Origin of the sequence: Rhodococcus sp. C3V, from assembly GCF_029269915.1 — a bacterium.
GTDB classification, from domain to species: Bacteria; Actinomycetota; Actinomycetes; order Mycobacteriales; family Mycobacteriaceae; genus Rhodococcus_F; species Rhodococcus_F qingshengii.
In genome coordinates, this window is record NZ_JARJBE010000001.1 from 852,425 (window position 1) to 876,401 (window position 23,977).

At 63.0% G+C, this 23,977-nt stretch carries 21 protein-coding genes; 16 read left to right on the forward strand and 5 right to left on the reverse strand.

Going from position 1 to position 23,977, the window contains the following annotated elements; all coding sequences use genetic code 11:
• The first annotated feature begins 64 nt into the window (after positions 1–64).
• Complete coding sequence (locus tag P3G66_RS04255; RefSeq protein ID WP_003940410.1) at positions 65–2,569, forward strand: cation-translocating P-type ATPase; 2,505 nt, start codon at positions 65–67, stop codon at positions 2,567–2,569.
• Between the two features lie 6 nt (positions 2,570–2,575).
• Here P3G66_RS04255 and P3G66_RS04260 read toward each other — a convergent pair whose 3' ends face one another.
• Positions 2,576–3,718: a GGDEF domain-containing protein gene (locus P3G66_RS04260; protein ID WP_003940053.1), complete on the reverse strand. Its 1,143-nt coding sequence runs from the start codon at positions 3,716–3,718 to the stop codon at positions 2,576–2,578.
• Between the two features lie 180 nt (positions 3,719–3,898).
• Here P3G66_RS04260 and P3G66_RS04265 point away from each other — a divergent pair, with 180 nt between their 5' ends.
• The 12 genes from P3G66_RS04265 (at position 3,899) to P3G66_RS04320 (ending at position 16,108) form a co-directional block, all read left to right on the forward strand.
• Complete coding sequence (locus tag P3G66_RS04265; protein WP_003940164.1) at positions 3,899–4,090, forward strand: antitoxin; 192 nt, start codon at positions 3,899–3,901, stop codon at positions 4,088–4,090.
• Positions 4,091–4,211: 121 nt separating this feature from the next.
• Positions 4,212–5,858, forward strand: coding sequence for a Na+/H+ antiporter (locus tag P3G66_RS04270; protein ID WP_042451113.1), 1,647 nt, complete (start codon positions 4,212–4,214; stop codon positions 5,856–5,858).
• A 15-nt stretch (positions 5,859–5,873) separates the two neighbouring features.
• Entirely contained in the window at positions 5,874–7,091 is a 1,218-nt protein-coding gene (locus tag P3G66_RS04275) for a lipase family protein (protein WP_276116223.1), read from the forward strand.
• A 4-nt stretch (positions 7,092–7,095) separates the two neighbouring features.
• A complete protein-coding gene (locus P3G66_RS04280) occupies positions 7,096–7,482 on the forward strand; it encodes an MmcQ/YjbR family DNA-binding protein (protein ID WP_042921394.1) in 387 nt (128 codons plus the stop codon).
• Entirely contained in the window at positions 7,479–8,696 is a 1,218-nt protein-coding gene (locus P3G66_RS04285) for a histidine kinase (protein WP_030534943.1), read from the forward strand. The genes P3G66_RS04280 and P3G66_RS04285 overlap by 4 nt, the downstream gene beginning before the upstream one ends.
• Positions 8,697–8,708: 12 nt before the next feature.
• On the forward strand, positions 8,709–9,539 hold the full coding sequence (locus P3G66_RS04290; protein WP_276116224.1) for a LytTR family DNA-binding domain-containing protein: 831 nt from the start codon (positions 8,709–8,711) through the stop codon (positions 9,537–9,539).
• Positions 9,536–9,907, forward strand: a complete 372-nt coding sequence (locus tag P3G66_RS04295) for a membrane protein (protein WP_003939880.1) — start codon at positions 9,536–9,538, stop codon at positions 9,905–9,907. Before P3G66_RS04290 ends, P3G66_RS04295 begins: the two co-directional genes overlap by 4 nt.
• 10 nt (positions 9,908–9,917) lie before the next feature.
• A complete protein-coding gene (locus P3G66_RS04300) occupies positions 9,918–11,669 on the forward strand; it encodes a cation acetate symporter (RefSeq protein ID WP_030534942.1) in 1,752 nt (583 codons plus the stop codon).
• 162 nt (positions 11,670–11,831) lie between these two features.
• A complete protein-coding gene (locus tag P3G66_RS04305) occupies positions 11,832–12,194 on the forward strand; it encodes a DUF485 domain-containing protein (protein WP_003939976.1) in 363 nt (120 codons plus the stop codon).
• Positions 12,191–13,828: a cation acetate symporter gene (locus P3G66_RS04310; protein ID WP_003939876.1), complete on the forward strand. Its 1,638-nt coding sequence runs from the start codon at positions 12,191–12,193 to the stop codon at positions 13,826–13,828. Before P3G66_RS04305 ends, P3G66_RS04310 begins: the two co-directional genes overlap by 4 nt.
• 73 nt (positions 13,829–13,901) lie before the next feature.
• Positions 13,902–14,333, forward strand: coding sequence for an SRPBCC family protein (locus P3G66_RS04315; RefSeq protein ID WP_003939735.1), 432 nt, complete (start codon positions 13,902–13,904; stop codon positions 14,331–14,333).
• A gap of 119 nt (positions 14,334–14,452) precedes the next feature.
• Positions 14,453–16,108, forward strand: coding sequence for a substrate-binding domain-containing protein (locus P3G66_RS04320; protein WP_276116225.1), 1,656 nt, complete (start codon positions 14,453–14,455; stop codon positions 16,106–16,108).
• Position 16,109: 1 nt separating this feature from the next.
• On the opposite strand, the gene P3G66_RS04325 is transcribed toward P3G66_RS04320, so the two are convergent.
• On the reverse strand, positions 16,110–17,015 hold the full coding sequence (locus tag P3G66_RS04325; protein ID WP_030534940.1) for a transporter substrate-binding domain-containing protein: 906 nt from the start codon (positions 17,013–17,015) through the stop codon (positions 16,110–16,112).
• Positions 17,016–17,080: 65 nt separating this feature from the next.
• Positions 17,081–17,353, reverse strand: a complete 273-nt coding sequence (locus P3G66_RS04330; protein WP_050654722.1) for a WhiB family transcriptional regulator — start codon at positions 17,351–17,353, stop codon at positions 17,081–17,083.
• A 115-nt stretch (positions 17,354–17,468) separates the two neighbouring features.
• On the opposite strand from P3G66_RS04330, the gene P3G66_RS04335 reads away from it, so the two are divergent.
• Positions 17,469–19,751 carry an ATP-dependent DNA ligase gene (locus P3G66_RS04335; protein WP_276116226.1) on the forward strand — a complete coding sequence of 761 codons (2,283 nt, stop codon included), beginning with the start codon at positions 17,469–17,471 and terminating at the stop codon, positions 19,749–19,751.
• Here the strand turns inward: P3G66_RS04335 and P3G66_RS04340 are convergent.
• Positions 19,651–21,192 carry an MFS transporter gene (locus P3G66_RS04340; protein WP_276116227.1) on the reverse strand — a complete coding sequence of 514 codons (1,542 nt, stop codon included), beginning with the start codon at positions 21,190–21,192 and terminating at the stop codon, positions 19,651–19,653. The two genes, P3G66_RS04335 and P3G66_RS04340, sit on opposite strands and share 101 nt — an antisense overlap.
• Positions 21,193–21,269: 77 nt before the next feature.
• Here P3G66_RS04340 and P3G66_RS04345 point away from each other — a divergent pair, with 77 nt between their 5' ends.
• Complete coding sequence (locus P3G66_RS04345; RefSeq protein ID WP_003940096.1) at positions 21,270–21,917, forward strand: TetR/AcrR family transcriptional regulator; 648 nt, start codon at positions 21,270–21,272, stop codon at positions 21,915–21,917.
• A 4-nt stretch (positions 21,918–21,921) separates the two neighbouring features.
• Here P3G66_RS04345 and P3G66_RS04350 read toward each other — a convergent pair whose 3' ends face one another.
• Entirely contained in the window at positions 21,922–22,644 is a 723-nt protein-coding gene (locus tag P3G66_RS04350) for a TioE family transcriptional regulator (RefSeq protein WP_276116228.1), read from the reverse strand.
• A gap of 108 nt (positions 22,645–22,752) precedes the next feature.
• On the opposite strand from P3G66_RS04350, the gene P3G66_RS04355 reads away from it, so the two are divergent.
• Entirely contained in the window at positions 22,753–23,976 is a 1,224-nt protein-coding gene (locus P3G66_RS04355; protein ID WP_003940531.1) for an erythromycin esterase family protein, read from the forward strand.
• Position 23,977 lies beyond the last annotated feature (1 nt).

A 23,977-nucleotide genomic window follows, 5' to 3' on the forward strand; every position in this document is an offset into this window, starting at 1 on the left:
CGCGGACGTGGTTGCCTGTCGAGTCGCACCCTGATTAGTTGCTCCGGGTGCGTAATCTTTGACCATGGCTCACGAGCACACCAGTTCAGAAGAGACAGCAGTGGCGGTAGCCCCTGAGCGATTGCCGGACGACGTCGACGTCGCCCGCGGTCTGACCGCCGATCAGGTTGCGGCCCGGATCGCGTCGGGACAAACCAACGATGTACCGGACCGGGCGTCCCGCTCGGTCAAGGACATCATTCGCGGCAACGTCTTCACTCGCATCAACGCGATCCTGACCGTGTTGTTGGTGATCGTGCTCGCGACGGGTTCGATCATCGACGGCATGTTCGGACTGCTGATCATCGCGAACAGCGGTATCGGCATCATCCAGGAGATCCGCGCCAAGCGCACGCTCGACGCTCTGGCCATCGTGAGTCAGGCCAAGCCCATGGTCAGGCGTGACGGCGTCGCCGTGGCGATGGCGCCCAAAGATGTTGTGCTCGACGACATTATCGAACTCGGATCCGGTGACCAGATAGTCGTCGACGGTGAGGTGGTCAGTTCGGCCGCACTCGAGGTCGACGAATCGCTGCTCACCGGTGAAGCCGATCCGGTTCACAAGGCGAGTGGCCAGCAAGTGTTGTCGGGCAGTTTTGTTGCCGCGGGCAGCGGTGCATACCGCGCCACCAAGGTCGGCGGCGATGCATACGCGGCCAAGCTGGCCGAAGAGGCGAGCAAGTTCACCCTCGTGCATTCCGAACTGCGTAGCGGCATCGACAAGATCCTGAAGTTCATCACCTACCTGATGATTCCGGCGGGTGCGCTGATCATCTTCAATCAGCTCTTCACGATCGGCCTGCCGATCCGACCGGCACTCAACGGCATGGTGGCAGCTCTGGTTCCGATGGTTCCCGAAGGCCTTGTGCTCATGACGTCCATCGCATTTGCGGTCGGTGTGATCCGGTTGGGCAAGCGCCAGTGCCTCGTTCAGGAGTTGCCGGCGATCGAGGGTCTGGCTCGTGTCGACGTGGTGTGCGCGGACAAGACCGGAACGCTGACCGAGAACGGTATGCGCCTGTCCGAGGTCGACGTCGCACCGGGTGGATCGGGGGAGACTGCGGTCAAGTCCGCGTTGAGCGCGATGGCCGCGTCCGACCCTCGCCCCAACGCGAGTGTCCTGGCGATTCGCGAGTCTCTCTCCGACGACTCCGGGTGGGGCGAAGCGACAGCGGTAGCGCCGTTCTCCTCGGCGAAGAAGTGGAGCGGCCAGTCGTACGGCAGTCACGGCAACTGGGTACTCGGTGCCCCGGACGTGCTGCTCGATCCCGACTCGGAAATGGCCCGCAAGGCCGAGGAAGTGGGATCGAGCGGACTTCGTGTCCTCATGCTCGGCAGCAGCGACCTCCCCGTCGACGACGCCGACGCCCCTGGCACCGTCACCCCCGAAGCTCTGGTCGTGCTCGAGCAGAAAGTGCGCCCGGACGCCCAGGAGACGTTGGAGTACTTCGCCAGCCAGAAGGTCGCGGTCAAGGTCATTTCCGGCGACAACGCGGTTTCCGTCGGCGCCGTTGCCGGATCCCTCGGACTCGAAGGCGGCGACCGTCCCATCGACGCGCGAGAGCTGCCGAGCGATCAGGAAAAGCTGGCGGACACTCTCGACGGAGCAACGACGTTCGGTCGAGTGCGACCGGATCAGAAGCGGGAAATGGTCGCGGCCTTGCAGTCTCGCGGACATACCGTCGCGATGACCGGTGACGGCGTCAACGACGTGCTCGCACTCAAGGACGCCGACATCGGAGTCTCGATGGGTTCGGGCAGCCCGGCTACTCGAGCCGTGGCCCAGATCGTGCTGCTGGACAACAAGTTCGCGACGCTCCCGTACGTCGTCGCGGAAGGCCGCCGAGTGATCGGCAACATCGAGCGTGTGTCGAATCTGTTCCTGACCAAGACCGTCTACTCGGTGGTGCTTGCGTTCCTGATCGGCATCACCGGCGTCCTGTCCCAGGTCTTCGACTTCGAACCGCTGCCGTACCCGTTCCTGCCCCGCCACGTCACGATCGCAGCGTGGTTCACGATCGGTATCCCGGCCTTCATCTTGTCTCTGGCACCCAACAACGAGCGCGCGCGAACCGGTTTCGTCTCGCGCGTGATGCGTCTGGCGTTGCCGTCGGGCCTGATCATCGGCATCACCACGTTCATCTCCTACGTATTGGCTTACCAAGGCCCGGACCAGACGGAAACCCAGAAGATCCAGGCCGGAACCAGTGCGCTCATCACGTTGATCATGATCGCCGTGTGGGTTCTGGCCGTCGTGGCTCGGCCGTACGTCTGGTGGAAGCTCGTTCTGATCGGCGGATCGGTGGCCGGATACCTCATCCTGTTCGCGCTGCCGTTCACCCGCGAGTTCTTCAAACTGGATCCGAGCAACGTCGCTGCGACGACGCTCGCGATCACCCTCGGCGCGATCGGCGTTGTACTCGTGGAACTCTCGTGGTGGATCAGCGCACGCCTGCACGGGGAGAAACGAAAGATGTTCGCGACACCCGACGACCTGCCCGGCGAGCATCACCATGCCCACAGTGAGTGAGTAGTTTCAGCGCCTGAACATCTGCACCCAGGCAATGCGATCGCCGCCGCGCTTCTTGGCTCGGTACATCGCATTGTCTGCGTGCTCGATCAGTTCGTTGACAGCTCGATCCGGTAAGTCCGTCTCGGGACTCAGATAGACGCTGACGCCGGTACTGGCGGACACAGGATAGGGATCGGAGTCGGACGAGACCGCCGAATGTATCTCGGTGGCGACCTGCTCGATATCTCCTCGATCGACTCCGCGCAGGACGACGAACTCGTCTCCACCGATTCGAGCCACCACCGCATCGGGGCCGGCGGCAGCGATGAGGCGGTCGGCGACAGCGGTCAACGCGTCGTCGCCCGCGACGTGCCCGTGCGTGTCGTTGAGGTTTTTGAACGAGTCGACGTCGATGAGTAGTGCGATCAGAGCCTGCGTTCGATCACTGCGCAGCAGATGCTGTGCCTCGTCCTGGAGTCCGCGGCGATTGAGTGTCGCGGTGAGGTAGTCCCGGTGGGCGTTGCGTGCGTCGTCGGTCAGGCGCAGCCAGACGATCTGCAGAATCCACGCGGTGGAGAAAACCACACCGGCAACCATCAGATAGAGATTCACGACCACCCAGTCGTCGTTGACCGGCTCGGACATCGCCATGGCAGCGAGCGTCGTGCAGACAGCAAGAGCCCAACCGATGTGGCTGATGGCAACGCGAGGGCTGTGAACTATCGCCGCATAGAAGCCGATCATGATGAACAAGATGCAGCCGATGGTTCCGACGAAAGCGGTGCGCACGGCGAAGAAGAGAGTGACGGCGAGCCACAGGTCGGCCCAGACGACAAAGGCCACGGATTGTCGCCAAGTTGGCCACGATTCATTACGCGCCCAGCGGTAGCCCGCATAGGCGCCACTGATAGTTCCGAGGGCGAAGATCGACCGCGCCAGGGCGGTGTCGGAACCGAAGCGGCTCAACTGCATGGTCGCCGCGATCAGGGCGAAGAGAAAACACCACACCGCGACTAATTTGCGTCCGGGAACGGTCAGCCCGCGAGTGTCGAGGAATCGGGGGAGCCAGGTGTAATCGGTGCGATCCGACCACCACCGGGACAGCAGTTCACGCGTGGGGTAGGGGTCGCTCCCCGTCCCGCGCAGTCCTGCATTCAAACCGGGCACCTGTCGATGTCGATGGGTGGTCAATCAGCTATTGGCGGGTTAACGCTACCTCGAGTTGCGCACGGCTCGAACGCACGGACCTGCTTTCTGGCGCAGAGGCCGTCGACCTGTGAGAATCGAAGGGCGCGGAGGAACGATTCCGCCGAAGGATGTGCGTCAGCACCGGGAGAGGACACGGACATGGGTTTCTTGGACAACGTCAAGGGATTGGTCGAAAAGGGCCAGGAGCTCGCAGCGGAGAACTCCGACAAGGTTCACGACGCTATCGACAAGGTCGCCGACATCGCCGACGACAAGACCGGCAACAAGTACGGCGATCAGATCGACAAGGCAGCTGAGGCCGCCAAGAAGGCTGTTCCCGAAAAGCAGTAATACCGGATTCGGCATACCGTTTTTCGGTAGCACCGTTGCTCAGGGGCCCGTCACCGAAAAGGTTGCGGGCTTCTGTGCGTCCGCTGGGTGAACTCCCAGGGTCGGCAGGCAGAATGAACGCGTGAACTTCACCTGGATTCTGCTGGTCGTCATTGCCGCCATCGCAGTCACCGGGCTGTCCAATCGACGAAACCTGCAGGCTCCGCTGGTTTTGGTGACGGTAGGTTCGGTCGCATCCTTCATACCCGGTATGCCGCGGCCGGAACTCGATCCCCACGTCATTCTCGGTGTGGTCCTGCCGCCGCTTCTCTACTCGGCCGCTCTGAAATTCTCGGTGGCGACCTTCAAACGCAACTTGGCCCCGATCTTGCGCCTCGGCGTCGGAATGGTGTTGGTGACGGCGTTCGTGGTTGCCTTCTTCTCCGAATGGATGGTGCCCGAGTTCACGATCGGCGCCGCCCTGGTGCTCGGGGCCGTGATCGCGCCGACCGACGCCGTCAGCGCGGTGGCGGTCGGTCAGAAGCTCGGGCTCCCGAAACGGGTGATCGCCATCCTGACGGGCGAGGGGCTCGTCAACGACGCCACCGCGCTCACGCTCTTCACCGTCGCCGTCGCAGCAGTGACCGGAACGCGAATTGCCACCGATTCGCCCCTGTTGTTCTTCGCGTACGAAGTGATCGGCGGCGTTGTCGTCGGCTTGGTGCTCGCGTTTGTCGTCAAGTTCGTTCGTGCCCGCATGTACGACTCTCCACTGGAAACCGGCTTGGGGTTGGTGCTTCCGTTCGCTGCCTACCTGGCCGCTGAAGAACTACACGCGTCCGGTGTTCTGGCCGTTGTGGTCGCTGGTCTGGTGATCGGGCACTATTCGACGGACGCGTCGATCATGACGCGATTGCAGGAGCGCTCGGTGTGGTCGAGCCTGGACACTCTTCTCGAGATGTTCGTCTTCGCGTACATGGGGCTCCAGCTGAGCTTCGTGATCGACGATGTTGTCGCCGACGGACTTCCGGTGCTTCACGTGTTCGCGTACGGTCTCGCAGTCCTGGCCGTTGTCATCGTGATTCGGCCGGTGTGGCTGTTCCTGAGCTACTCGCGTGTGCGATTCGGTGTAACCCTGCGCCGTGATCGCGAGAATCAACTGACGTGGAAACAGAATCTGGTGGTCTCGTGGGCGGGAATGCGCGGCGTCGTCACTCTTGCTGCGGCCGGCGGTATCCCGTTTGCACTCTCGTCCGGCGAGCCGTTCCCCGGACGCGGCGTCATCCAGGCGATCGCGTTCATCGTCGCGGTCGGGACATTGCTCATCCAGGGATCTACCTTGCCGTTCATGATCCGTCGCCTCGACGTCGCGGATCCTTACGAGCAGTTGCGCACGCAGGAACAGATGGAGTTGGCCCGCAACATTTCTCGCAAGGCGGGAGAGAAGGCGTTGGCAGACGCGGCCGCGCACCCTCCGCCGGGGATCGACGGGAAGGAACTGCAGGCGATCGTCGAACGCGTACGACGCTCGATGCAGGCGAGGCTTCAACTCCAGGAGGTCGACGAGGACGCCGATCGCGAGGCCGCCTTGTGGAATGCGGGAGCTCTGTTCGACAAGTTCAGGCATCAGTCACTGCGCTCGCAACGAGTTGCGCTGATCGCCGCACGTGACGACGGAGATCTCGACGACGAGGTATTGCGTACCGTATTGGAAGGACTCGACATCGAAGAGGCCGCAGCAGAGGAACGTGTCAGGCGTCGCCGAGCAGGTAGCGGTGCAGGCAAATAGAGGGGAACACTGCGTATGACTGTTCGGAGTTCGCGGGTTCGCGCAGTCTGGGGAGTCGTGGTGGCGAGCGCACTTCTCGTGAGCGTCGGCTGCGGATCGGATGCCTCGCCGGATGTCTCCGTCACCGACACCTCGACCACGACAACCCCGTCGGTCGAGAGCAGTGCGCAACGTGGCGTCGTGTTCGACAGTGAACCCTTCACCAGCACAGCCGAAGTGGCGGCGTCCGGAGCAAGCGCGGTGAAAATCCTGTACGGCTCCACCTCCGGTATCGACGGCCGAGAGACTCAGGTGTCGGGAACGGTGTTCACGCCGCCTGGAACTCCGCCGGAGGGCGGTTGGCCGATCGTCTCCATCGGCCATGGCACGACGGGTATTTCGGACGACTGCGCGCCGTCGGCCTCGCCGACCCTGTTCGGCACGATCGGCCTGGTCGCGCCGTTCCTCGACTCGGGATACGTGGTCGCTGTCTCCGACTTCGAGGGCCTCGGCACTCCGGACCCGCATCCTTACCTGCAACCGGACACCGCGGCGTTCAACGTCATCGACGCGGTTCGAGCGGCGCGCAACGTCGTTCCGGACACCTCGACTCGTTGGGCAACTCTGGGGCTGTCCCAAGGCGGGCAGGCATCCTGGGCGGCAGCCGAGGAAGCCGACACCTACGGCGACGGACTCGAATTCGTCGGTGCAGCAAACCTGTCCCCGGCAGCGGACATCTCGCCGATCATCTCGAGTGATTCCGAGGTGAATCTGTCACTGCCTCAGCAACTGCTGCTGCCCTATGTACTCGAAGGGCTGTCCCTCACCCATCCGGACCTCGAACGAACCGACTACGTGCGCGGCGCATTCGAGCAGAACTACGACCTGCTCACCTCGTGCCTGACCTCTCGGGCGACGGAGAAGTTGGGTCTGGTCGGAAAGGTGACGCCCGCCGACACGCGGCCGGCTACCGCCGAGGATGCGGACCGAATTCACGCGTGGCTCAGCGACGTTGCTCTTCCCCGTCAACGCGCGAGCGGTCCGATGTACGTAGTCGTCGGTACCAATGACAACCTGATCCGTCCGGAATGGACCGAGGCGGCAGTCGAACGCGCCTGCGCCGACGGTGACGTCATCGAATTCCAGGCGCGACCGCGTGAAGGTCATGCGGACGGCGCCGCTGTGCCGGGAGCTGTCGCGTGGGTGAAGGATCGATTTGCAGGTGTTCCGGCACCGAATACCTGCGGGTCGTGAATCGATGACGCCGTTGGAGCGAATCCGCGCTCTTGCACTGGCATTGCCGGAGGCGACCGAGCGGGTCAGCCACGGTGAAGCGTCGTGGTTCGTGCGCAAGGCGCCGCAGTTCGTCACCATGGCAGATCACCACCACGACGATCGCGTCGCGATCTGGGCCGCGGCCCCACCTGGGGCGCAGGCAGATTGGGTCAGTCGTGACCCGTCGAGGTTCTTCGTCCCTCCGTACGTGGGTGGCCGGGGATGGATCGGCGTGTACCTCGACGTTCCGAGTGCCGACGAGACCGAGGACGAGAAATTCTGGAACGACGTAGCCGACGTCGTCGAAGATGCGTACCGCACGGTGGCTCCGAAAACACTGATACGGAAACTGGACGAGGACTCGCGTTGAGTCCGGCCGTGGTCGCGCTTCTCAGCGTGCTGATTCTCGCAGTGGCCGGGGCGCTGACGGCTGTGTGGATGCGCACCAGACGTGAGGTGACCACCCCCACCGAACGTGCCGTCCATGCCGCTCTCCACACGGCTTCGCTTGCCGCGCGGCCACTTCGGCGTGGACTCGACGAGAATTCGGCCGCCGAGGCGGCGCCTCACCTACGCGAGCTGACCGGCGGCTCCGGTCTGGGCCTGGCAGACGCGTCGGGAAACCTGTTGGCGTGGGACGGCCGTCACGAAGCGTTGTCCGAACAATTCCATGACGCCGCCATTCGTGCGATCGAAGGCGAACGCCGGGTACTCGTCACGCACTCGGACCTGGTGCGCGGACCGAGCGATCACCATGTGCGAGCGCTGATCGCTCAGCCCCTGCTGATCGAGGACATCGGCGTGGTCGGCGTACTGGGAATCGTCACCAGCGAGGACCCGTGGCCGGGAATGCTCGGAGCGGTCACCGAGGTGGCACGATATGCCTGCAGTCAGATCGAACTAGCCGACCTCGACGCGTCCAGAGCCCTGTTGGATCGAGCCGAAGTGCGTGCCCTGCGCGCACAGATCAGTCCTCATTTCATCTACAACGCGCTCAACACGGTCGCATCGTTTGTTCGAACCGATCCGGCGCGGGCCAGAGAACTGATCCTCGAGTTCGCGGACTTCACGCGGTACTCGTTCCGATCTGCGGGTGAGTTCACCCTGCTCGCCGACGAGCTGCGCAACATCGATCGTTACCTGACCCTCGAACGCGCGCGATTCGGGGAGGCTCTGAACGTCCGCCTTCAGATAGCACCCGAAGTGCTCAACGTGGTTCTTCCTTTCCTTGCCCTCCAGCCGCTGGTCGAGAACGCGGTTCGTCACGGCATTTCGAGTAAGCCGGAGGGCGGGACCGTGAGCATCGTGGCTGCGGACGAGGGACCGGACTGCATCATCAGCGTCGAGGACGACGGTGTGGGGATGGACCCCGAACTACTGCGCTCCGGTTCGCTCGACGCCATCGAGTCGGGATCGGGGCGACCCAGCGCACGAGAAGCTGCTCACGTCGGTTTGGCCAACGTCGACGACAGACTTCGTGCCGCGTTCGGCAACGACTACGGACTCGTGGTGGAGACAGCGCCGGGTGCCGGTACGAAGGTCAGCATGCGTGTTCCCAAGTTCAAGCAGGGTATTCACGTCTGATTCTCGCCTTCGATGATCAGGCTGAAACCGTCGTGGGAACATGGACCTGTTGTGAACGAGACTGACACTGATGCCCAGCTGACCGTCCTTGCCGTCGACGACGAGAAACCAGCCCTCGACGAGCTGGCCTTCTTGCTGCGCGCCGAGGACTCGGTGGCGCACGTTCACACGGCATCGGATGCGACGACAGCGTTGCGGATACTGCGCGGTGGAAGCATCGACGCGGTGTTTCTCGACATCAACATGCCCGGACTCGACGGTCTCGAACTGGCCGGCATCCTCTCCAATTTCGCGACGCCACCGCCCGTGGTGTTCGTGACAGCGCACGACGATCGAGCGGTTGACGCATTCGATCTCGGCGCCGTCGACTACCTACTCAAACCGCTCCGGGAGGAGCGTCTCGCTCAGGCCGTTCAGCGGATCGTGGGGCTGGCCGGGCGCACCAAGAGTGAGAGCAAATCCGAAGCTGCGCCCACGGACGAGGTGATCCCGGTGGAACTGGGCGGTGTCACGACGCTCGTTCAGCGTTCCTCGGTGGAGTGGGTGGAAGCCGACGGGGACTACGCGCGTTTGCACACCGCTGGAAAGTCGCACCTGGTGCGCATCCCGATCTCGACGCTCGAATCACGCTGGGCCGACGCGGGCTTCTTGCGTGTGCACCGCTCCTACCTGGTGTCGCTGGCGCTGGTCACCGGCATCCGAACAGTAGGCAGTGGATTGGTGGTCTGTCTGCGCCCGCACGGCGACAAGTCTCCCGTCGAGCTTCCGGTCAGTCGCAGACACACCCGTGAACTCAAGGATCGACTGGTTCGTGCGCCCAAGCAGAGTTGGTTGTCGCGGTGACGTCGCAGTCCGATCCTCCGCAGCGTGAGCGCGTTGTGTTGGCGCAACGTAGTGGCGCACGGATCGTGCGAACACGGGTGGAGGTGCAGGAACAGACCGAAGTCGGTGACGCCATGATCCGCGGTCTCGTTCGCGCGCAGTTGGGACTGGCGATTCGCCTTGCCGTCGTCGCAGCCGGGCTCCTGTGTGCGGTGCCGCTGCTGACGCATCTCTTCCCGACGCTGTCGGAGGTCGCGGTCCTTGGCATCCGGTTGCCGTGGCTCGTGATGGGCGGCGCCGTGTATCCCTTGCTGTTGACGACCGGTTGGGTGTTCGTGCGTCGTGCGGAGCGAAACGAGCAGGACTTCAACGACATCGTGGACGACTGAGCGCGGCACTGTGGGAGGACAACCTATCCCGGTGTTGACGGTGCTCGGCATCGTGGCAGCAGCTGTCGCGACGGTGGCTATCGGAATCTACGGCGTTCGGCTCGCTCGTACCACCTCGGACTTTCTCGTCGCGTCCAGAACCGTCAGTGCGCGGTGGAATGCGACGGCCATCTCCGGCGAGTACCTCTCTGCTGCTTCGTTTCTCGGTGTTGCGGGGCTGGTCGCCAAGTACGGCGCCGACGCACTCTGGTATCCCATCGGCTTCACCGCCGGATACCTCGCCCTGCTGCTGTTCGTCGCAGCGCCGCTTCGGCGTTCCGGTGCGTATACCGTCCCCGATTTCGCCGAGTTCCGTCTCGGCTCACCGCGATTGCGCAAGCTCGCGATGCTCGTGGTCGCGATGGTGTGCATCCTGTATTTGATTCCACAGTTCCAAGGCGCGGGACTGACGCTCAATATCTTGCTCGGGGTTCCCAGTTGGATCGGCGGCGTAGCGGTCGGGGTCATCGTCATCGCCAACGTCGTCGGCGGCGGGATGCGCTCGATCACCTTCGTTCAGGCCTTCCAGTACTGGCTGAAACTGACTGCCGTCGCGATTCCCGCTGTGGCACTGACCTTCTACTTCTTCGGCGATCACCACGACGTCGGCGCGTCGATGCCGCCGACGGTCACCACTGCGACGACCGTCGACATCACCACCGACGTCGTCGTCCAGGTGTCCGAGCCGGTGACGGTCAGCGGCGGCACAGTCGACGGGCGAGCGGTCGAAGGCACGATGACCCTGGGGCCGGGGGAGCACACTCTCGGTGAAGGCATGTCCATGGTCCTCGACGCGGGAGCCGCCGTCCCTGTCGTCGCCGGAGCGCCCGCGCAGAACTCTGACTGGATCACCCCGGGTTGGGGTTTCGGTGGGCCGCACCCGATGTACCAGGTGTACTCGCTGATGCTCGCGACCTTCCTCGGAACGCTCGGCCTTCCTCATGTTCTCGTCCGGTTCTACACCAACCCCGACGGCCGGGCAGCCCGTCTGACGTCGCTCGCCGTTGTCGGTCTGGTCAGCGTGTTCTACCTGTTTCCGACACTCCTCGGTGTTTTCGCTCGACTGTACGTCCCGCAACTTCTGATCACCGGCACCTCTGACGCGGCGGTGCTGCTGTTGCCGGGCTCGGTGTTCTCGGGGTGGGGCGGACAACTGCTGGCAGCCCTCGTGGCGTCCGGTGCCATCGCCGCTTTCCTGTCGACGTCGTCCGGATTGCTCGTCAGCATCGCCGGCGTCGTCAGTACCGATGTTCTCCGTGGTCGAGTTCGAGACTTCCGTATTGCAGCGCTACTGGCCGGGGTCGTTCCTCTCGTGCTGTCGCTGGCGGTGGTGTCGGTCGACCTCTCGAGAACCGTCGGTTTGGTGTTCGCAGTCGCTGCGTCGACGCTCTGCCCACTGCTCGTACTGGGTATCTGGTGGCGCGGTCTGACTGCCGTCGGCGCGGGGGCGGGGATGGTTGTCGGTGGATGTGTTGCGGGCACTGCCGCTACTGTCGCCGTCCTGGGTGGTTTGTCGGAGGACGTCCTCGGTGGCTGGCCGGCAGCCATTTTCGCGTTCCCGGCCGCGGTGAGCGTGCCGCTGGCGTTCCTCACGATGATCGTCGTGAGCAAGGTGTCGTCGAAGCAGATACCGGCAGATATTGCGCGAATCTTCACGCGGATGCACGCCCCGGAACGTCTCGGAATGGGCTCCGATCGCGAAGACGATCTCCGCCAACCCTGACTTTCACCGCCCGAACCCTCTGCCGTTGGTCGCGCCTGCCTGACCGTTCGGCGCAGCGCGCGACTGCTCACCGTGTGACTGGCGCCACAGCGTCTTCATGTGACTCCGATCTCACTAACGTCTGTGCGTAGTTCACTTCACACGCGAGGCGAGGAGCCGGCAGTGTCCACAGCAGAAATCAGTGAGGGGTCGCCGCAAGAGCGACGCACCCCGGATGCCCAGGCATTCATAGACATGCAAGCGAGTCCCGAATTCCAGGAACTCCGAACGCGTCTGCGCAAGTTCGTTTTCCCCATCACTGCATTCTTCCTGCTCTGGTATGCGGTGTACGTCGTCCTGGCTACCTATGCCCACGACTTCATGGCCACCAAGGTCCTCGGCAACATCAATCTCGGCATCATCCTCGGCCTCGGGCAATTCGTCACGACCTTCGCCATCACCGCGTGGTACGTGAAGTTCGCCGGTCGTGAGCTCGATCCCCGCTCCGCCGCCATCCGTGAAGAACTGGAAGGTCCCGCACAGTGATCACCACACTCGCCGCGTCCGGAACGGACGTAGGAAACCCAGCCTTCAACATCGCGATCTTCCTCGCTTTTGTCGTCGTGACCATGACGCTGGTGATCCGCGCCAGCCGGACCACCAAGAAGGCGTCCGACTTCTACACCGGCGGTGGGCAGTTCACCGGCCCGCAGAACGGGTTCGCCATCGCCGGTGACTACCTCTCGGCGGCATCGTTCCTCGGTATCGCAGGTGCGATCGCCGTGTACGGCTACGACGGCTTCCTGTACTCCATCGGCTTCCTTGTCGCCTGGTTGGTTGCACTGCTCCTGGTCGCCGAATTGCTCAGGAACACAGGCAGATTCACGATGGCCGACGTCCTGAGCTTCAGGCTCAAGCAGCGTCCGGTGCGCATGGCGGCAGCCCTGTCCACTCTGGCCGTTTCCCTCTTCTACCTTCTTGCCCAGATGGCCGGCGCCGGTGGACTTGTCGCCCTGTTGCTCAACATCGACGGCAAGGTGGGACAGTCGATCGTCGTCGCGATCGTGGGTGTGCTGATGATCGTGTACGTCTTGGTCGGCGGCATGAAGGGCACCACCTACGTACAGATGGTCAAGGCAGTTCTGCTGGTTGCCGGAGCCGGAATCATGTTCGTACTCGTTCTGTGGGCAGTGCGCGGCAACTTCTCTCAGTTGCTCGCCAATGCGCAGGACATGGTCAACAGTTCCACCACCAAGGGTGTGCAGGGACGCGACATCCTCGGCCCCGGTGCCAAGTACGGTCTTTCCGGAATGACGAAGCTCGACTTCATCTCTCTCGGAATCGCTTTGGTGCTCGGCACGGCGGGCCTGCCGCACGTGCTGATGCGCTTCTACACGGTGCCCACTGCCAAGGAAGCTCGCCGCTCGGTGACCTGGGCGATCGCGCTGATCGGTGCCTTCTACCTGTTCACACTGGTTCTCGGCTACGGCGCGGCCAGCATGGTCGGACCGGACAAGATCTTGGCAGCGCCTGGTAAGGAGAACGCGGCCGCTCCGCTTCTCGCCTTCGAGCTCGGTGGCACCATCTTCCTCGGCATCATCTCCGCGGTGGCGTTCGCGACCATCCTCGCCGTCGTTGCCGGTCTCGCGATCACTGCTTCGGCGTCGTTCGCTCACGACATCTACGCCAGTGTCATCAAGCGCGGCAACGCAACCGAGGAGCAGCAGGTTCGAGTTTCTCGAATCACCGTCGTGGTCATCGGACTCGTCTCCATCGTTCTCGGCATCATGGCGATGGGGCAGAACATCGCCTTCCTGGTGGCCCTCGCCTTCGCAGTGGCGGCCTCGGCGAACCTGCCCACCCTGCTGTACTCGCTGTTCTGGAAGAAGTTCAACACCACCGGTGCGCTCTTCAGCATCTACGGCGGTTTGGTCAGCTGCTTGACGCTGATCGTGTTCTCCCCGGCAGTGTCGGGCAAGCCGTCGTCGATGTTCCCGAACTCCGACTTCGCCTGGTTCCCGCTCTCGAACCCCGGCATCGTCTCGATTCCGCTGGCATTCGTCCTCGGCATCGTCGGTACGTACATCGGACGCAACAAGATCGAAGATCCGGCAAAGCAGGCGGAGATGGAAGTTCGCTCCCTCACCGGCGTCGGCGTCGAAAAGGCTGTCAGCCACTAAGAGGGGCAAAGCCCCGTGCGTCTTTCTGGTACCTCTGGTTACGGAAAAGGCGCACGGGGCTTATTGTTCTGCCATGGCAAAGCTCACAGTGAAAATCGACGTTCCGCTTCCTCCTCAGGAAGTGTGGGACAAGGCGTCCGATCTCAGTGGATACGAAAACTGGCTCGTGGTTCACGACGGATGGCGCAGTGAACTTCCCGAACAACTGGGTGTCGGCACCGAGATCAGCTCGGTCGTGACCGTGAAGGGCCTGCGCAACCGCGTTCGGTGGACCATCAAGAAGTACGACGTTCCGAAGGCGATCTCGCTCAAGGGAGACGGCAAGGGCGGGGTCAAGCTCGGTCTCGAACTCGACGTGAAGGCAAAGGGCGACGGGTCGGAACTCGCGCTGACAGTCGAGTTGGGCGGCGCGCCGTTGTTCGGCCCGATCGGTTCGAGTGTGGCGCGGGCGCTCAAAGGCGATGTGGAGAAGTCGCTGGCCCAGTTTGTCCAGATCTACACCTAGTTGTGGAGATTTCCACATCGAGCTACTTCACCGCTAACGTGAGTTAGGATTCTTTTCGGCGGGATAAACCGGGCATCGGTTGGTTATTGATGCGGGTCCCGCCGGAAAGGATTCGATCAATGTCGTCTCGTCATGGGTACGGCGCACCACCTGCGTCCATGCCTCGATCCGTGCAGGTTCTGATCGGACTCTTGGCAGTAGTCGCAGTCGGTGGAACCGCAGCATTCGCCGTGACGTTCAAAAGCGTCAGCGACAAGGGAGAACTCGGTGCGAGTGCTGTCACAGCTGCGACGGCAACCAGCTGTGAGAACCCGGAAACCGTGACCGTGGCCGCCGATCCGTCGATCGCCTCGGGACTCGAAGCTGTCGCCGCTGCCATCCCCGCTACGGAACTCGGGTGCAGCTCGCTCAGTGTGACGCCGCAAGATCCCGTGCTCACCGTCGCGGCGATCGCCGACGGTTCGGCGCCCGCATTATGGATCCCTGATTCGAGCGAATGGTTGGACAAGGTTTCGGCTAGCGGGCAGGAGATTCGCCGGATCAGCAACTCGGTCGCGTCCACCCCTGTTGTCACTGTCTCGGCGCCGGGTAGCGAGGCACCCACCGCTTGGACGGATGTCCTCGGCGCTCCAGCACTGCACATCGGCGATCCCCTCACCAGTGCCGTCTCCAGCGCACCGATCGTGGCAGCCTTTGCCGAGGCCCAGTCGCGGGGCGGGGACCTCACGTCCATTTCGGCAGCCCTGGTCCCGGTGGCGCAAGCGCAGTACGGAAATCTGAAGGAAACCGGTTCGACCGGACGCATCCAAACCGTGGACGCGTCCGGCGGGACCGCGGTGACGACCGAGCAGACCTTCGAGGCTTATCTTGCCGCACATGCGGACAGTCGACTCACCGCGTCGGTACCGTCGTCCGGTTCGGTCTTCATGGACTACCCGATGGCAAGTGTGGGTGCAGACTCGTCGGCGGCGGTCGACGCCGGCAAACTGCTGGCGGCAGCGCTGACATCGGACACCGGGCGCTCCGTACTTGCCGGCCTCGGGTTCCGCGGCGCGGATCAGGCCCCGCCGGTCGCCGGTGGAGTGGGAAAAGTTGGCTCGCTGGTGCCGTCCGATCCGACTGTGGTCACCAAAGCGCTTGCGCGGTACGAGATTCTGTCCAGGCCTTCCCGTGCACTGGCAGTTGTCGACGTCTCGGGGTCCATGGACTACATGCAGGACGGGGTCACTCGAATGGCCGCGACTGCACAGGCTGGTGACATTGCGATCCGAATGTTTCCCGCCAACGCACAATTGGGTCTCTGGGCATTCTCCGTAGACCTCGGCGAGGGCACGGACTACCGCGAACTCGAACCTGTCGCCCGTATGGATGCAACTGAAGGCGACACGGATCATCGGAGCAAACTGCTGTCTCGGATCGACAGCCTCTCTTCGATCGTCGGCGGCGGAACAGGTTTGTACGACAGCGTTCTCGCCGCGTATCGGTCCATGCAACAGACTTACGATCCGGCCTCGATCAATTCGGTGATTCTACTGACCGACGGTGCGAACGATGATCCGTCGAGTATCTCGCTGCAGGAACTTCTCGACACCCTGACTCGCGAGCAGGACCCGACGCGGCCGGTACCGATCATCACCATCGGTGTCACCGATGACGCCGATACCGATGTGCTCGAGCAGATTTCGGCTCTCACCGGCGGCAACAGCCACTTCGCTCCGACACCGGCAGACATCCCGAAGGTCTTCGTCGGCGCGATCAGTGGGCGCGCCGGCTGAACTACTCGAGGACTGGCGCGTCGGCGCTGTCCGTGATCCATTCGGTTGCGAGTCTCTCGAGGGTGCCGTCGGCGTAGAGCGCATCCACGGCGGCAGAGACGCACGCCGTCAGAGGACTGTTCTTCTCGAGCACGAACCCGAAGAATTCGGTGACCGCGTTGGGCCGCGGAAACTGACCCACGATGACCGACCCGGGCAGTTCGTTCTCGGTGATGTGAAATCCGGTCGGGATGTCGACGACCAATGCGTCGATCTCGCCCGCGGCCAGCGCAGCTTTCGCGTCGTCGGTGGTCGCGAACTCGCGTGGCGCAGTGGTCGGAACAATCGTGTCGGTGATCGCCGCGAGGCTGGTGGAACCGGTTTGAGCGCCCAAACGGTAGCCGGCCAGATCCGCAAGATTCTTTGCCTCAGCGGCTTTGCTCCCGCGCGAGGCGATCACCGACTGCGCCACTGCGTAATACGGCGAGCTGAAGTCGACGTTCTCGCGGCGATCCCCGGAAACCGTGAACTGATTGACGTCGAAGTCGAAATCCTTGGGGCCTGGTTTCAGTGCGTCGTTGAAGGCGACCGTGGTGAAGCGAACCTGATCGGCGTTGTACCCGAGTTTGTCGACGACGGCCCGGGCCACCGCTCCCTCGAAGCCCTTGCCGTTGGACGGAGTGTTGTCGACGAACCACGGCGCGTACGCCGGCGAATCGGTGGCGATGGTCAAGACACCGTCTTCGAGGGTGGTCCCGCTCTGGGGTCCGCACTTGTCCACGGCGGTGGTCGAGGGCAGTTTGGTGAATGCCTCGGGAACCGTGGTCGTGGTGTCCGCTGCCGCAGGTGCCTCCGGCTGCGACGAACACGAGCCCAACAAGATCGAGCAAGCGAAGATCGCGGTCACGGCAACAGCGCGTCGTGTCATAGGCACAAGGCCATCTTGCCTGTTTGTCCGGTACGGACGTGACGGGGGTCTCGTGTGAGCGGAGTTCACGCAGCTGAGCGTCGTAGTGCAAGGCGCTCCGACGGTGTCGTCCCACCCCATACTCCGTGTGGTTCAGCGGTGTCGAGTGCAAAGGTCAGGCAGTCCCGAATGACCGGGCAGCGGAAGCACACCTGCTTCGCGGAACTCTCCCGTGCAGCCCGATTGCGTCCGCGCTCTTCACCCGGCGAATAGAACACGGCGGGGTCCACCGTCTTACAGGTGGCGAACATCCGCCAGTTGTTGTCCACCAACGGCTCCACGGAACTGCGAACTGTCATCGTGGTCTCCTCTCCCATCGAGAATCCAGTCTTGCCCGTGGACTGGCGCAGCGGCAGGTTTCCGATCCACCAGATTTCTACTGCCAGATGCAGCACTATCCAGCACAATGAGGAAATGGCAACGACGGATCGGGGTCAGATCACGCTCGACGGCACAACGGTGTCCGTGACCAATCTGGGCAAGATCCTCTACCCCGAGAGCGGCACCACGAAGGCCGAAGTCATCGACTACTACACCCGTATCGCCGCAGTCATGCTTCCGCATGTCGTCGGTAGACCGGGCACTCGTAAGCGTTGGCCCAATGGCGTGGACGGTCAGTCCTTCTTCGAGAAGAACCTTGCGTCGTCTGCCCCGCAGTGGCTCACGCGTGCGTCGCTGCAACATTCTGATCGTGTCGTCACTTACCCGGTCTTCGATTCCGTTGCATCCCTGGCGTGGCTGGGGCAGCAGGCCGCACTCGAATTGCACGTTCCCCAATGGCGATTCGACGGTTCCGAGCGTGGTCCGGCGACACGACTGGTATTCGATCTCGACCCGGGCGAAGGCGTCGGATTGACCGAGTGCGCCGAGGTGGCGAGGTCGATTCGAGATCTGGTCGCAACTCTGGGGTGGACTGCCTATCCGGTAACCAGTGGTAGCAAGGGAATTCACCTCTACGTTCCACTGGATCGAGCCTTGGACGGCAGCGGTGCGTCGACTGTCGCCAAGCAGATCGCCACCGGACTCGAGAAGCTTCACCCGGATCTCGTCACCGCGACGATGGCTCGAAATGTGCGGGCAGGCAAGATTTTCGTGGACTGGAGTCAGAACAACGCAGCCAAGACAACCATTGCGCCGTACTCGATGCGCGGTCGCGATCAACCCTATGTTGCCGCGCCGCGCAGTTGGGACGAACTCGACGATCCGAAACTACGACATCTGTTGTTCGACGAGGTTCTGGAGCGCGTCGAATCCGATGGTGATCTGCTGGGCGATCTGGATCCGCCGGTCTCGGCGGCTGTAGCCGACACGTTGACGCACTATCGCAACAAGCGGTCGGCCGACCGGACGCCGGAGCCGATCCCTGCTGCGGTGACCAAGGAGACAGCGGGCAATACCTTTGTGATTCAGGAACATCACGCCAGACGATTGCATTACGACGTTCGGCTGGAGCGGGATGGTGTGCTCGTGTCCTGGGCTGTTCCGAAGGGCGTGCCGACCAGTGCCGGAGAGAATCGGTTGGCCGTGCACACCGAGGATCACCCGCTCGAGTACGCCACGTTCTCGGGCACGATTCCGAAGGGGGAGTACGGCGGCGGTTCGATGACGATTTGGGATTCCGGGACGTACGAGACCGAGAAGTGGCGTGAAGACGAGGTGATCGTGCGCCTCAGTGGGAAACGGGTGCAGGGACGCTTCGCGCTGATCCGGACGAAGGGTGACCAGTGGTTGATGCATCTGATGAAGGATCAGAACGCGAGTTTCGGAACGGAGTTTCCCAAGAATCTCAAGCCGATGCTTGCCACCGCTGGAACGCTCGAAGGTCTCGACTCGCAGGAGTGGGCTTTCGAAGGTAAGTGGGACGGGATCCGAGTGATTCTCGAATATCATTCGGGCACAATGTCACTTCGCAGTCGCGCGGGTAACGACAAGACCGGGGACTATCCCGCCCTTGCCGGGTTGGCCGAGGTGCTGGACGGTCATGACGTGGTTCTCGACGGTGAAGTGGTGGCGTACAACGACGCGGGGGTCACCGATTTCGGTCTTCTCCAGCGAGGTGGGGAGCCGGTGTTCCTGGCCTTCGATCTTCTGTACCTCGACGGAGTGTCTTTGCTGCGGAAATCCTACTCGGACCGGCGCACCGTGTTGAATGCGTTGGCGGGCAAGGTCGGTGAGCTCGAGGTACCTCCACAGATCGAGGGCACGGCGGAGAACGCGTTGGAGGTGAGTACCGATGCCGGATGGGAAGGGATTGTCGCCAAACGTCGTGCATCGGTCTACCTTCCGGGGCGGCGTGGGTCGAGTTGGATCAAGGTGAAGAACTGGCGCACTCAAGAGGTGGTGATCGGAGGGTGGCGCACTGGGCAGGGCAATCGAGCACAGGGGATCGGGGCGCTGCTCATGGGAATTCCGGGTGAGGATGGATTGACCTACGTGGGGCGCGTCGGTACCGGCTTCAGTGATCGCGACTTGGAGTCTTTACTTGCGACACTGGAACCGCTGCGTCAGAAGGAAAGTCCGTTCGGGGAGGAACTTCCAGCAGATGACCGCAAGGGTGCGGTGTGGGTGAGGCCGGAACTCGTCGGTGAGGCGCGGTTCATGGATTGGACGGGGACCGGACGCCTTCGCCATCCGAGTTGGCGGGGTCTGCGGGAGGACAAGAAGCCGGGCGACGTGGTGCGGGAAACAAGGCAATAACGGCCAACGCGCCGAGGAACGCTGCTGCGGCACAGATCTGGATTCCCATGCACATCGCCGAAGTGTAAGCCTGATTCGCTGCTTCCGCCACAATGCTCACCGGGGGAGCGTCGGCGTGGATCTGCGCCAGATCGACTGTGGAAGTGCCGACTCCGGGTTCGAAGCGGGACCGGAAAACCGTTGCTACGACTGTCCCGACGACGGCGACGCCCAGAACTCCACCCAATTCCCTTACGACACTGTTGATCGAACTTGCCATCGCAGCCTGCTGGGGCGCAACCGACGACATCGACGCAGTTGTTGCCGGAGCCATGACCAGCCCCATCCCGGCGCCAACCAGTGCCATGATCGCAGCCAGGACCCCGAACGGTGCGTACCTACCCGCGGCGATCGACAAGACCAACAGTCCCACGGACATGACCGCGAGGCCGCCCGCGATCGAACTGCGCACCCCGAGTCGGCCAACCACACGATCGCTGCTGGAGGCGACAGCCGCCATCACCAGTGCAAACGGAACTGCACCGACGCCGGCAACCAATGGACCGTAACCGCGAACGAATTGGAGGTATTGCGTGTACGTGAAGAGAACACCGAACAAGGCGAAGAACGTTGCGGCCAAGATGGCATTGGAGATGCTGAACACTCGGCTGGTGAAGATGCGCACGTCTGTCATCGGCGCCGAGGCCCGCAGCTCCCACCAGACGAATCCGGCGAGAAGTGCTGTTGCGCTGACGATCTCCACTAGCGTGACGGGCGACGACCATCCGCGAAGGCTTGCCTGGGTGAGGGCATCCACGATCAAAGCCAGTCCGCCGGCGGACAACAGGAGCCCGGGGATGTCGAACGAACCCTTCGTGATTCCTCTTGCCGGGGGCACAAGAGAAACCGTCGCGGCGATCACACCGGCGACCAGTGGGACGTTTATCCAGAAGACGCTTCCCCAACTGAAATGTTCGAGTAGTACGCCACCGGCTACGGGGCCGATCGCGATTCCCAGTCCGGCGGTTGCAGACCAGATTCCTATCGCCCGGCCTCTCTCGTGCGGGGCGAACATCGAGACGACAAGTGACAGCGTCGCCGGCATGACCAGTGCGGCGGCTGCCCCCATCACTGTTCTCCAGCCGATCAGCTGCAACGACGTGTGAGAGAGGGCAGCGAAGGCTGACCCGAGAGCGAACACGGTGAGGCCGGTCAGAAGTATCCGACGGTGACCGAATCTCGCGCCGAGTCCACCTGCCGTGATGAGCAAGGCGGCGAACGCCAATGTGTATGCGTTGGTGATCCATTGCAGGTCGACGGTGGTCGCCCGCAGTTCGCGGGCAAGGGTCGGGATAGCGGTGTTGAGGATGGTGTTGTCGATCGTGACTACGACGAGGGATGTGCAGAGGGCGCCCAGTGCTGCCCATCGTCGCCGGTCAGTGGGTTCGAGGGAATTCATCATGTCCTTACGAATGTAACCTTACGAATGTTTAGTGATGAGAACGTACCCCTTCGCCTTACATGTGTAAAGTTTGTCGGGTGAGTGATGTTTCCGAAGATGCCGATGAAACTGGGACGAGTGGTTCTCGGAGTACTCGCGCCCGAAATCCGAGAGGAAGCGGCGCACGGCTCCGCGGAGAGATCGTCGCCGCAGCGGCGACGCTCATCGCCCGCACCGGATCGGATCAGGCGGTGACGCTCCGATCAGTCGCTCGCGAAGTCGGGATATCCGCACCATCTATCTACGGACACTTTTCCGATCGCGATGCCATTGTCGAAGCGGTGGTCTCCGAATCGCTGGAGCAGTTGCATCTCGCCGTGGCCGACGCCGTTTCCGCACACCCCGACCCGGTCGAGGGTCTGTATGCCGGGTGCTCGGCATACGTCGAGTTCGGCATTTCCGAGCCCGCTCGGTATCGGGTCTTGTTCGGGTGGTCCAGGCCGAAAGGTCAGTCACCACAATCGGATACGCGAGGACTGGCCGCCTTCAACACACTGGTGACCAACCTCGACGCGTGCGTCGCCGCTGGGAGGTCGGCCAGCACAGACACTTTTGTCGATGCGGTATCGATCTGGACTTCGCTGCACGGACAGGTGATGTTGCGGGCCGATCTCCCGGAATTCCCGTGGCCGTCGACCGACACCGTCGGTGAGATGGTGAGGAGCCTTGCGCGGCTTGTGAACTGACGCCTCAACCGTTTGCTGATCGGCAACCAGGCGAGGTCTGATCCAGCATCGTGAGATAGGCATCGAGCTGAGCTGCGCCGGCGAGATGGTTGCGACTGCGTGTGGTCAGCCGGTCTTGCCAGGATTCGAGGAACGCTGACAATGCGTCTGCTCCGCCGGCCTCGCGCAGCGAATCGAGAAACTGAGCGACTTGCGACAGCCGATAGCCACCGCGCCGCAGCTGCCGTGCGATCTCGGCGTCGCGCACACACTCCGGACCGTATTCGCGATAACCCGTTGCTCGTTCGCGCTCGGGGCGCAGGATGCCGTGCTCTTCCCATGTGCGCAGTGTCGCCGGGTGAACGCCGAGACGGCGCGCCAGCTCACCCACCGTCAGCGCTGGACCGTGCACCAGTGCCGGTGCCATGGTGGACAGAGTCCCCAGCGCTGTGGCTACCTCGGTGCGAGTTCCTCGCTCGGCGAGCAGCGTCATGTGCGCACTGTCGATCAGGCGATAGGCGGACTCGGTGTCGCCCTGGTTGGTCGCCCGCATGATTTCCGTGGCCCGCTGGTGCCCGTGACCGCCGCGCAATGCGAGGAAAGTGCGCAGGGCTTGCGCGTGCACTGGGGTGTATCGCCGGTAGCCGTAAGTGCTGCGCTCGGTCGGAGGGAGGATGCCGGCATCGTCGTAGTTGCGGATCGCCTGTGCGGACAACCCGTGTTCACGGGCAAGGTCTATGGGCCGCACTGATCACCTCCGATTGAGGCTTTTCACGGTATACCCCAGGTAATTGCCGGTGAAAGTTTCACTCGAATCTTCAACGATACTGTCGAAGGCAGTCCACCTTCGAAAGGGATGATCATGTCCACTGCCCCAGCGCTGAGTGAGTTCGGCCGCCAACTCGAAGACGCGGCAAGTCTTGGTCGTGCCGTCGACGAACTGCTCGCAGCGCGAACCGAGGTGCCGGCTCTGCTCGCTCTCGGCGAGCCGACTCATGGGATCAAGGCTTTTCCGTTGCTGCGCAACGAACTTCTCGGCCAACTGGTCGAACGAGGATATCGGTCGATCGTGCTCGAAACAGATGTCTTTGCGGCTTTGCTTGTCGACGACTACGGAAACGGGGGAGAGGCGGACATCGAGAAGGTGCTCGCCACAGGCTTCAGCCACGGATTCGGTGCGGTACCGGGTAACCGCGAACTCGTCGAATGGCTACGCGAGTACAACCACGGCCGCGCTCCGGCCGACCGAGTTCGCTTCTACGGCTTCGACGCTCCGGTGGAGTATTCCGGCGCACCGAGCCCACGTGGCGCGCTGTCTGCAGCAGGTGACTTCCTGCCCGCTGCGATGCGGCCGCACTCGTTCGACGACATCGACCTTCTGCTCGGGCAGGACACCGACTGGACCAACCCGGCGGCGATGTTCGAACCGGCTGCGTCCGTCGGCAACTCCGATCAGGCTCGTGCCCTGCGCATCATTGCGGACGACCTCGCCAGCGTCCTGCGGCGCGCCGCACCTGTGCTGCGGCCCGCCGACCCGGCCGGGTACGACCTGGCCCTTGCACATTCACGCACCGCTCTGGGGCTCTTGCGCTATCACTCCGCGATGGCGAGTTCCGCTCCTGATCGCATCGGCACTCTGCTCAGTCTGCGTGCCGAGATGATGGCCGAGAACCTGTTGGCGGTCGTCGTCCAGGAGCAGCGACGCGGGCCGATCCTGCTCTTCGCACACAATGCCCATCTCCTGCGAGTGCCGTCCGACATGCCCGTCAACGGCGACGTGGTCAGCTGGGGGAGCGCCGGCTCACTTGTCGGACTTGTCCTCGGGGAGCGCTACGTATTCGTGGCAACCGACGCCAACCCCGACAGTGATCCGGGCACTCTGCAGGGAGCGTTGGCCGATGCGACCAGTCGGCGTGCCCTGTTTCTGGCGCCCGCACTTCGCGCAGCACTTGACCCGTCCGTCACCGCGGGAGAGGCGATCCTGCCCGGCCACCTGCCGCTGAAACCTTCGGAGTTGGACGGCGCCGACGCGGTCATTTTCGTCGCGGACACTGATGGAAAACGTTATCAATACTGGTAAC

Coding starts and splice junctions, on each gene's coding strand:
- P3G66_RS04255 (WP_003940410.1), top strand. CDS start 65: ATGGCTCACGAGCACACCAGTTCAGAAGAGACAGCAGTGGCGGTAGCC.
- P3G66_RS04265 (WP_003940164.1), top strand. CDS start 3,899: ATGGGTTTCTTGGACAACGTCAAGGGATTGGTCGAAAAGGGCCAGGAG.
- P3G66_RS04275 (WP_276116223.1), top strand. CDS start 5,874: ATGACTGTTCGGAGTTCGCGGGTTCGCGCAGTCTGGGGAGTCGTGGTG.
- P3G66_RS04280 (WP_042921394.1), top strand. CDS start 7,096: ATGACGCCGTTGGAGCGAATCCGCGCTCTTGCACTGGCATTGCCGGAG.
- P3G66_RS04290 (WP_276116224.1), top strand. CDS start 8,709: ATGATCAGGCTGAAACCGTCGTGGGAACATGGACCTGTTGTGAACGAG.
- P3G66_RS04315 (WP_003939735.1), top strand. CDS start 13,902: ATGGCAAAGCTCACAGTGAAAATCGACGTTCCGCTTCCTCCTCAGGAA.
- P3G66_RS04320 (WP_276116225.1), top strand. CDS start 14,453: ATGTCGTCTCGTCATGGGTACGGCGCACCACCTGCGTCCATGCCTCGA.
- P3G66_RS04325 (WP_030534940.1), bottom strand. CDS start 17,015: ATGACACGACGCGCTGTTGCCGTGACCGCGATCTTCGCTTGCTCGATC.
- P3G66_RS04330 (WP_050654722.1), bottom strand. CDS start 17,353: ATGACAGTTCGCAGTTCCGTGGAGCCGTTGGTGGACAACAACTGGCGG.
- P3G66_RS04335 (WP_276116226.1), top strand. CDS start 17,469: ATGGCAACGACGGATCGGGGTCAGATCACGCTCGACGGCACAACGGTG.
- P3G66_RS04340 (WP_276116227.1), bottom strand. CDS start 21,192: ATGATGAATTCCCTCGAACCCACTGACCGGCGACGATGGGCAGCACTG.
- P3G66_RS04355 (WP_003940531.1), top strand. CDS start 22,753: ATGATCATGTCCACTGCCCCAGCGCTGAGTGAGTTCGGCCGCCAACTC.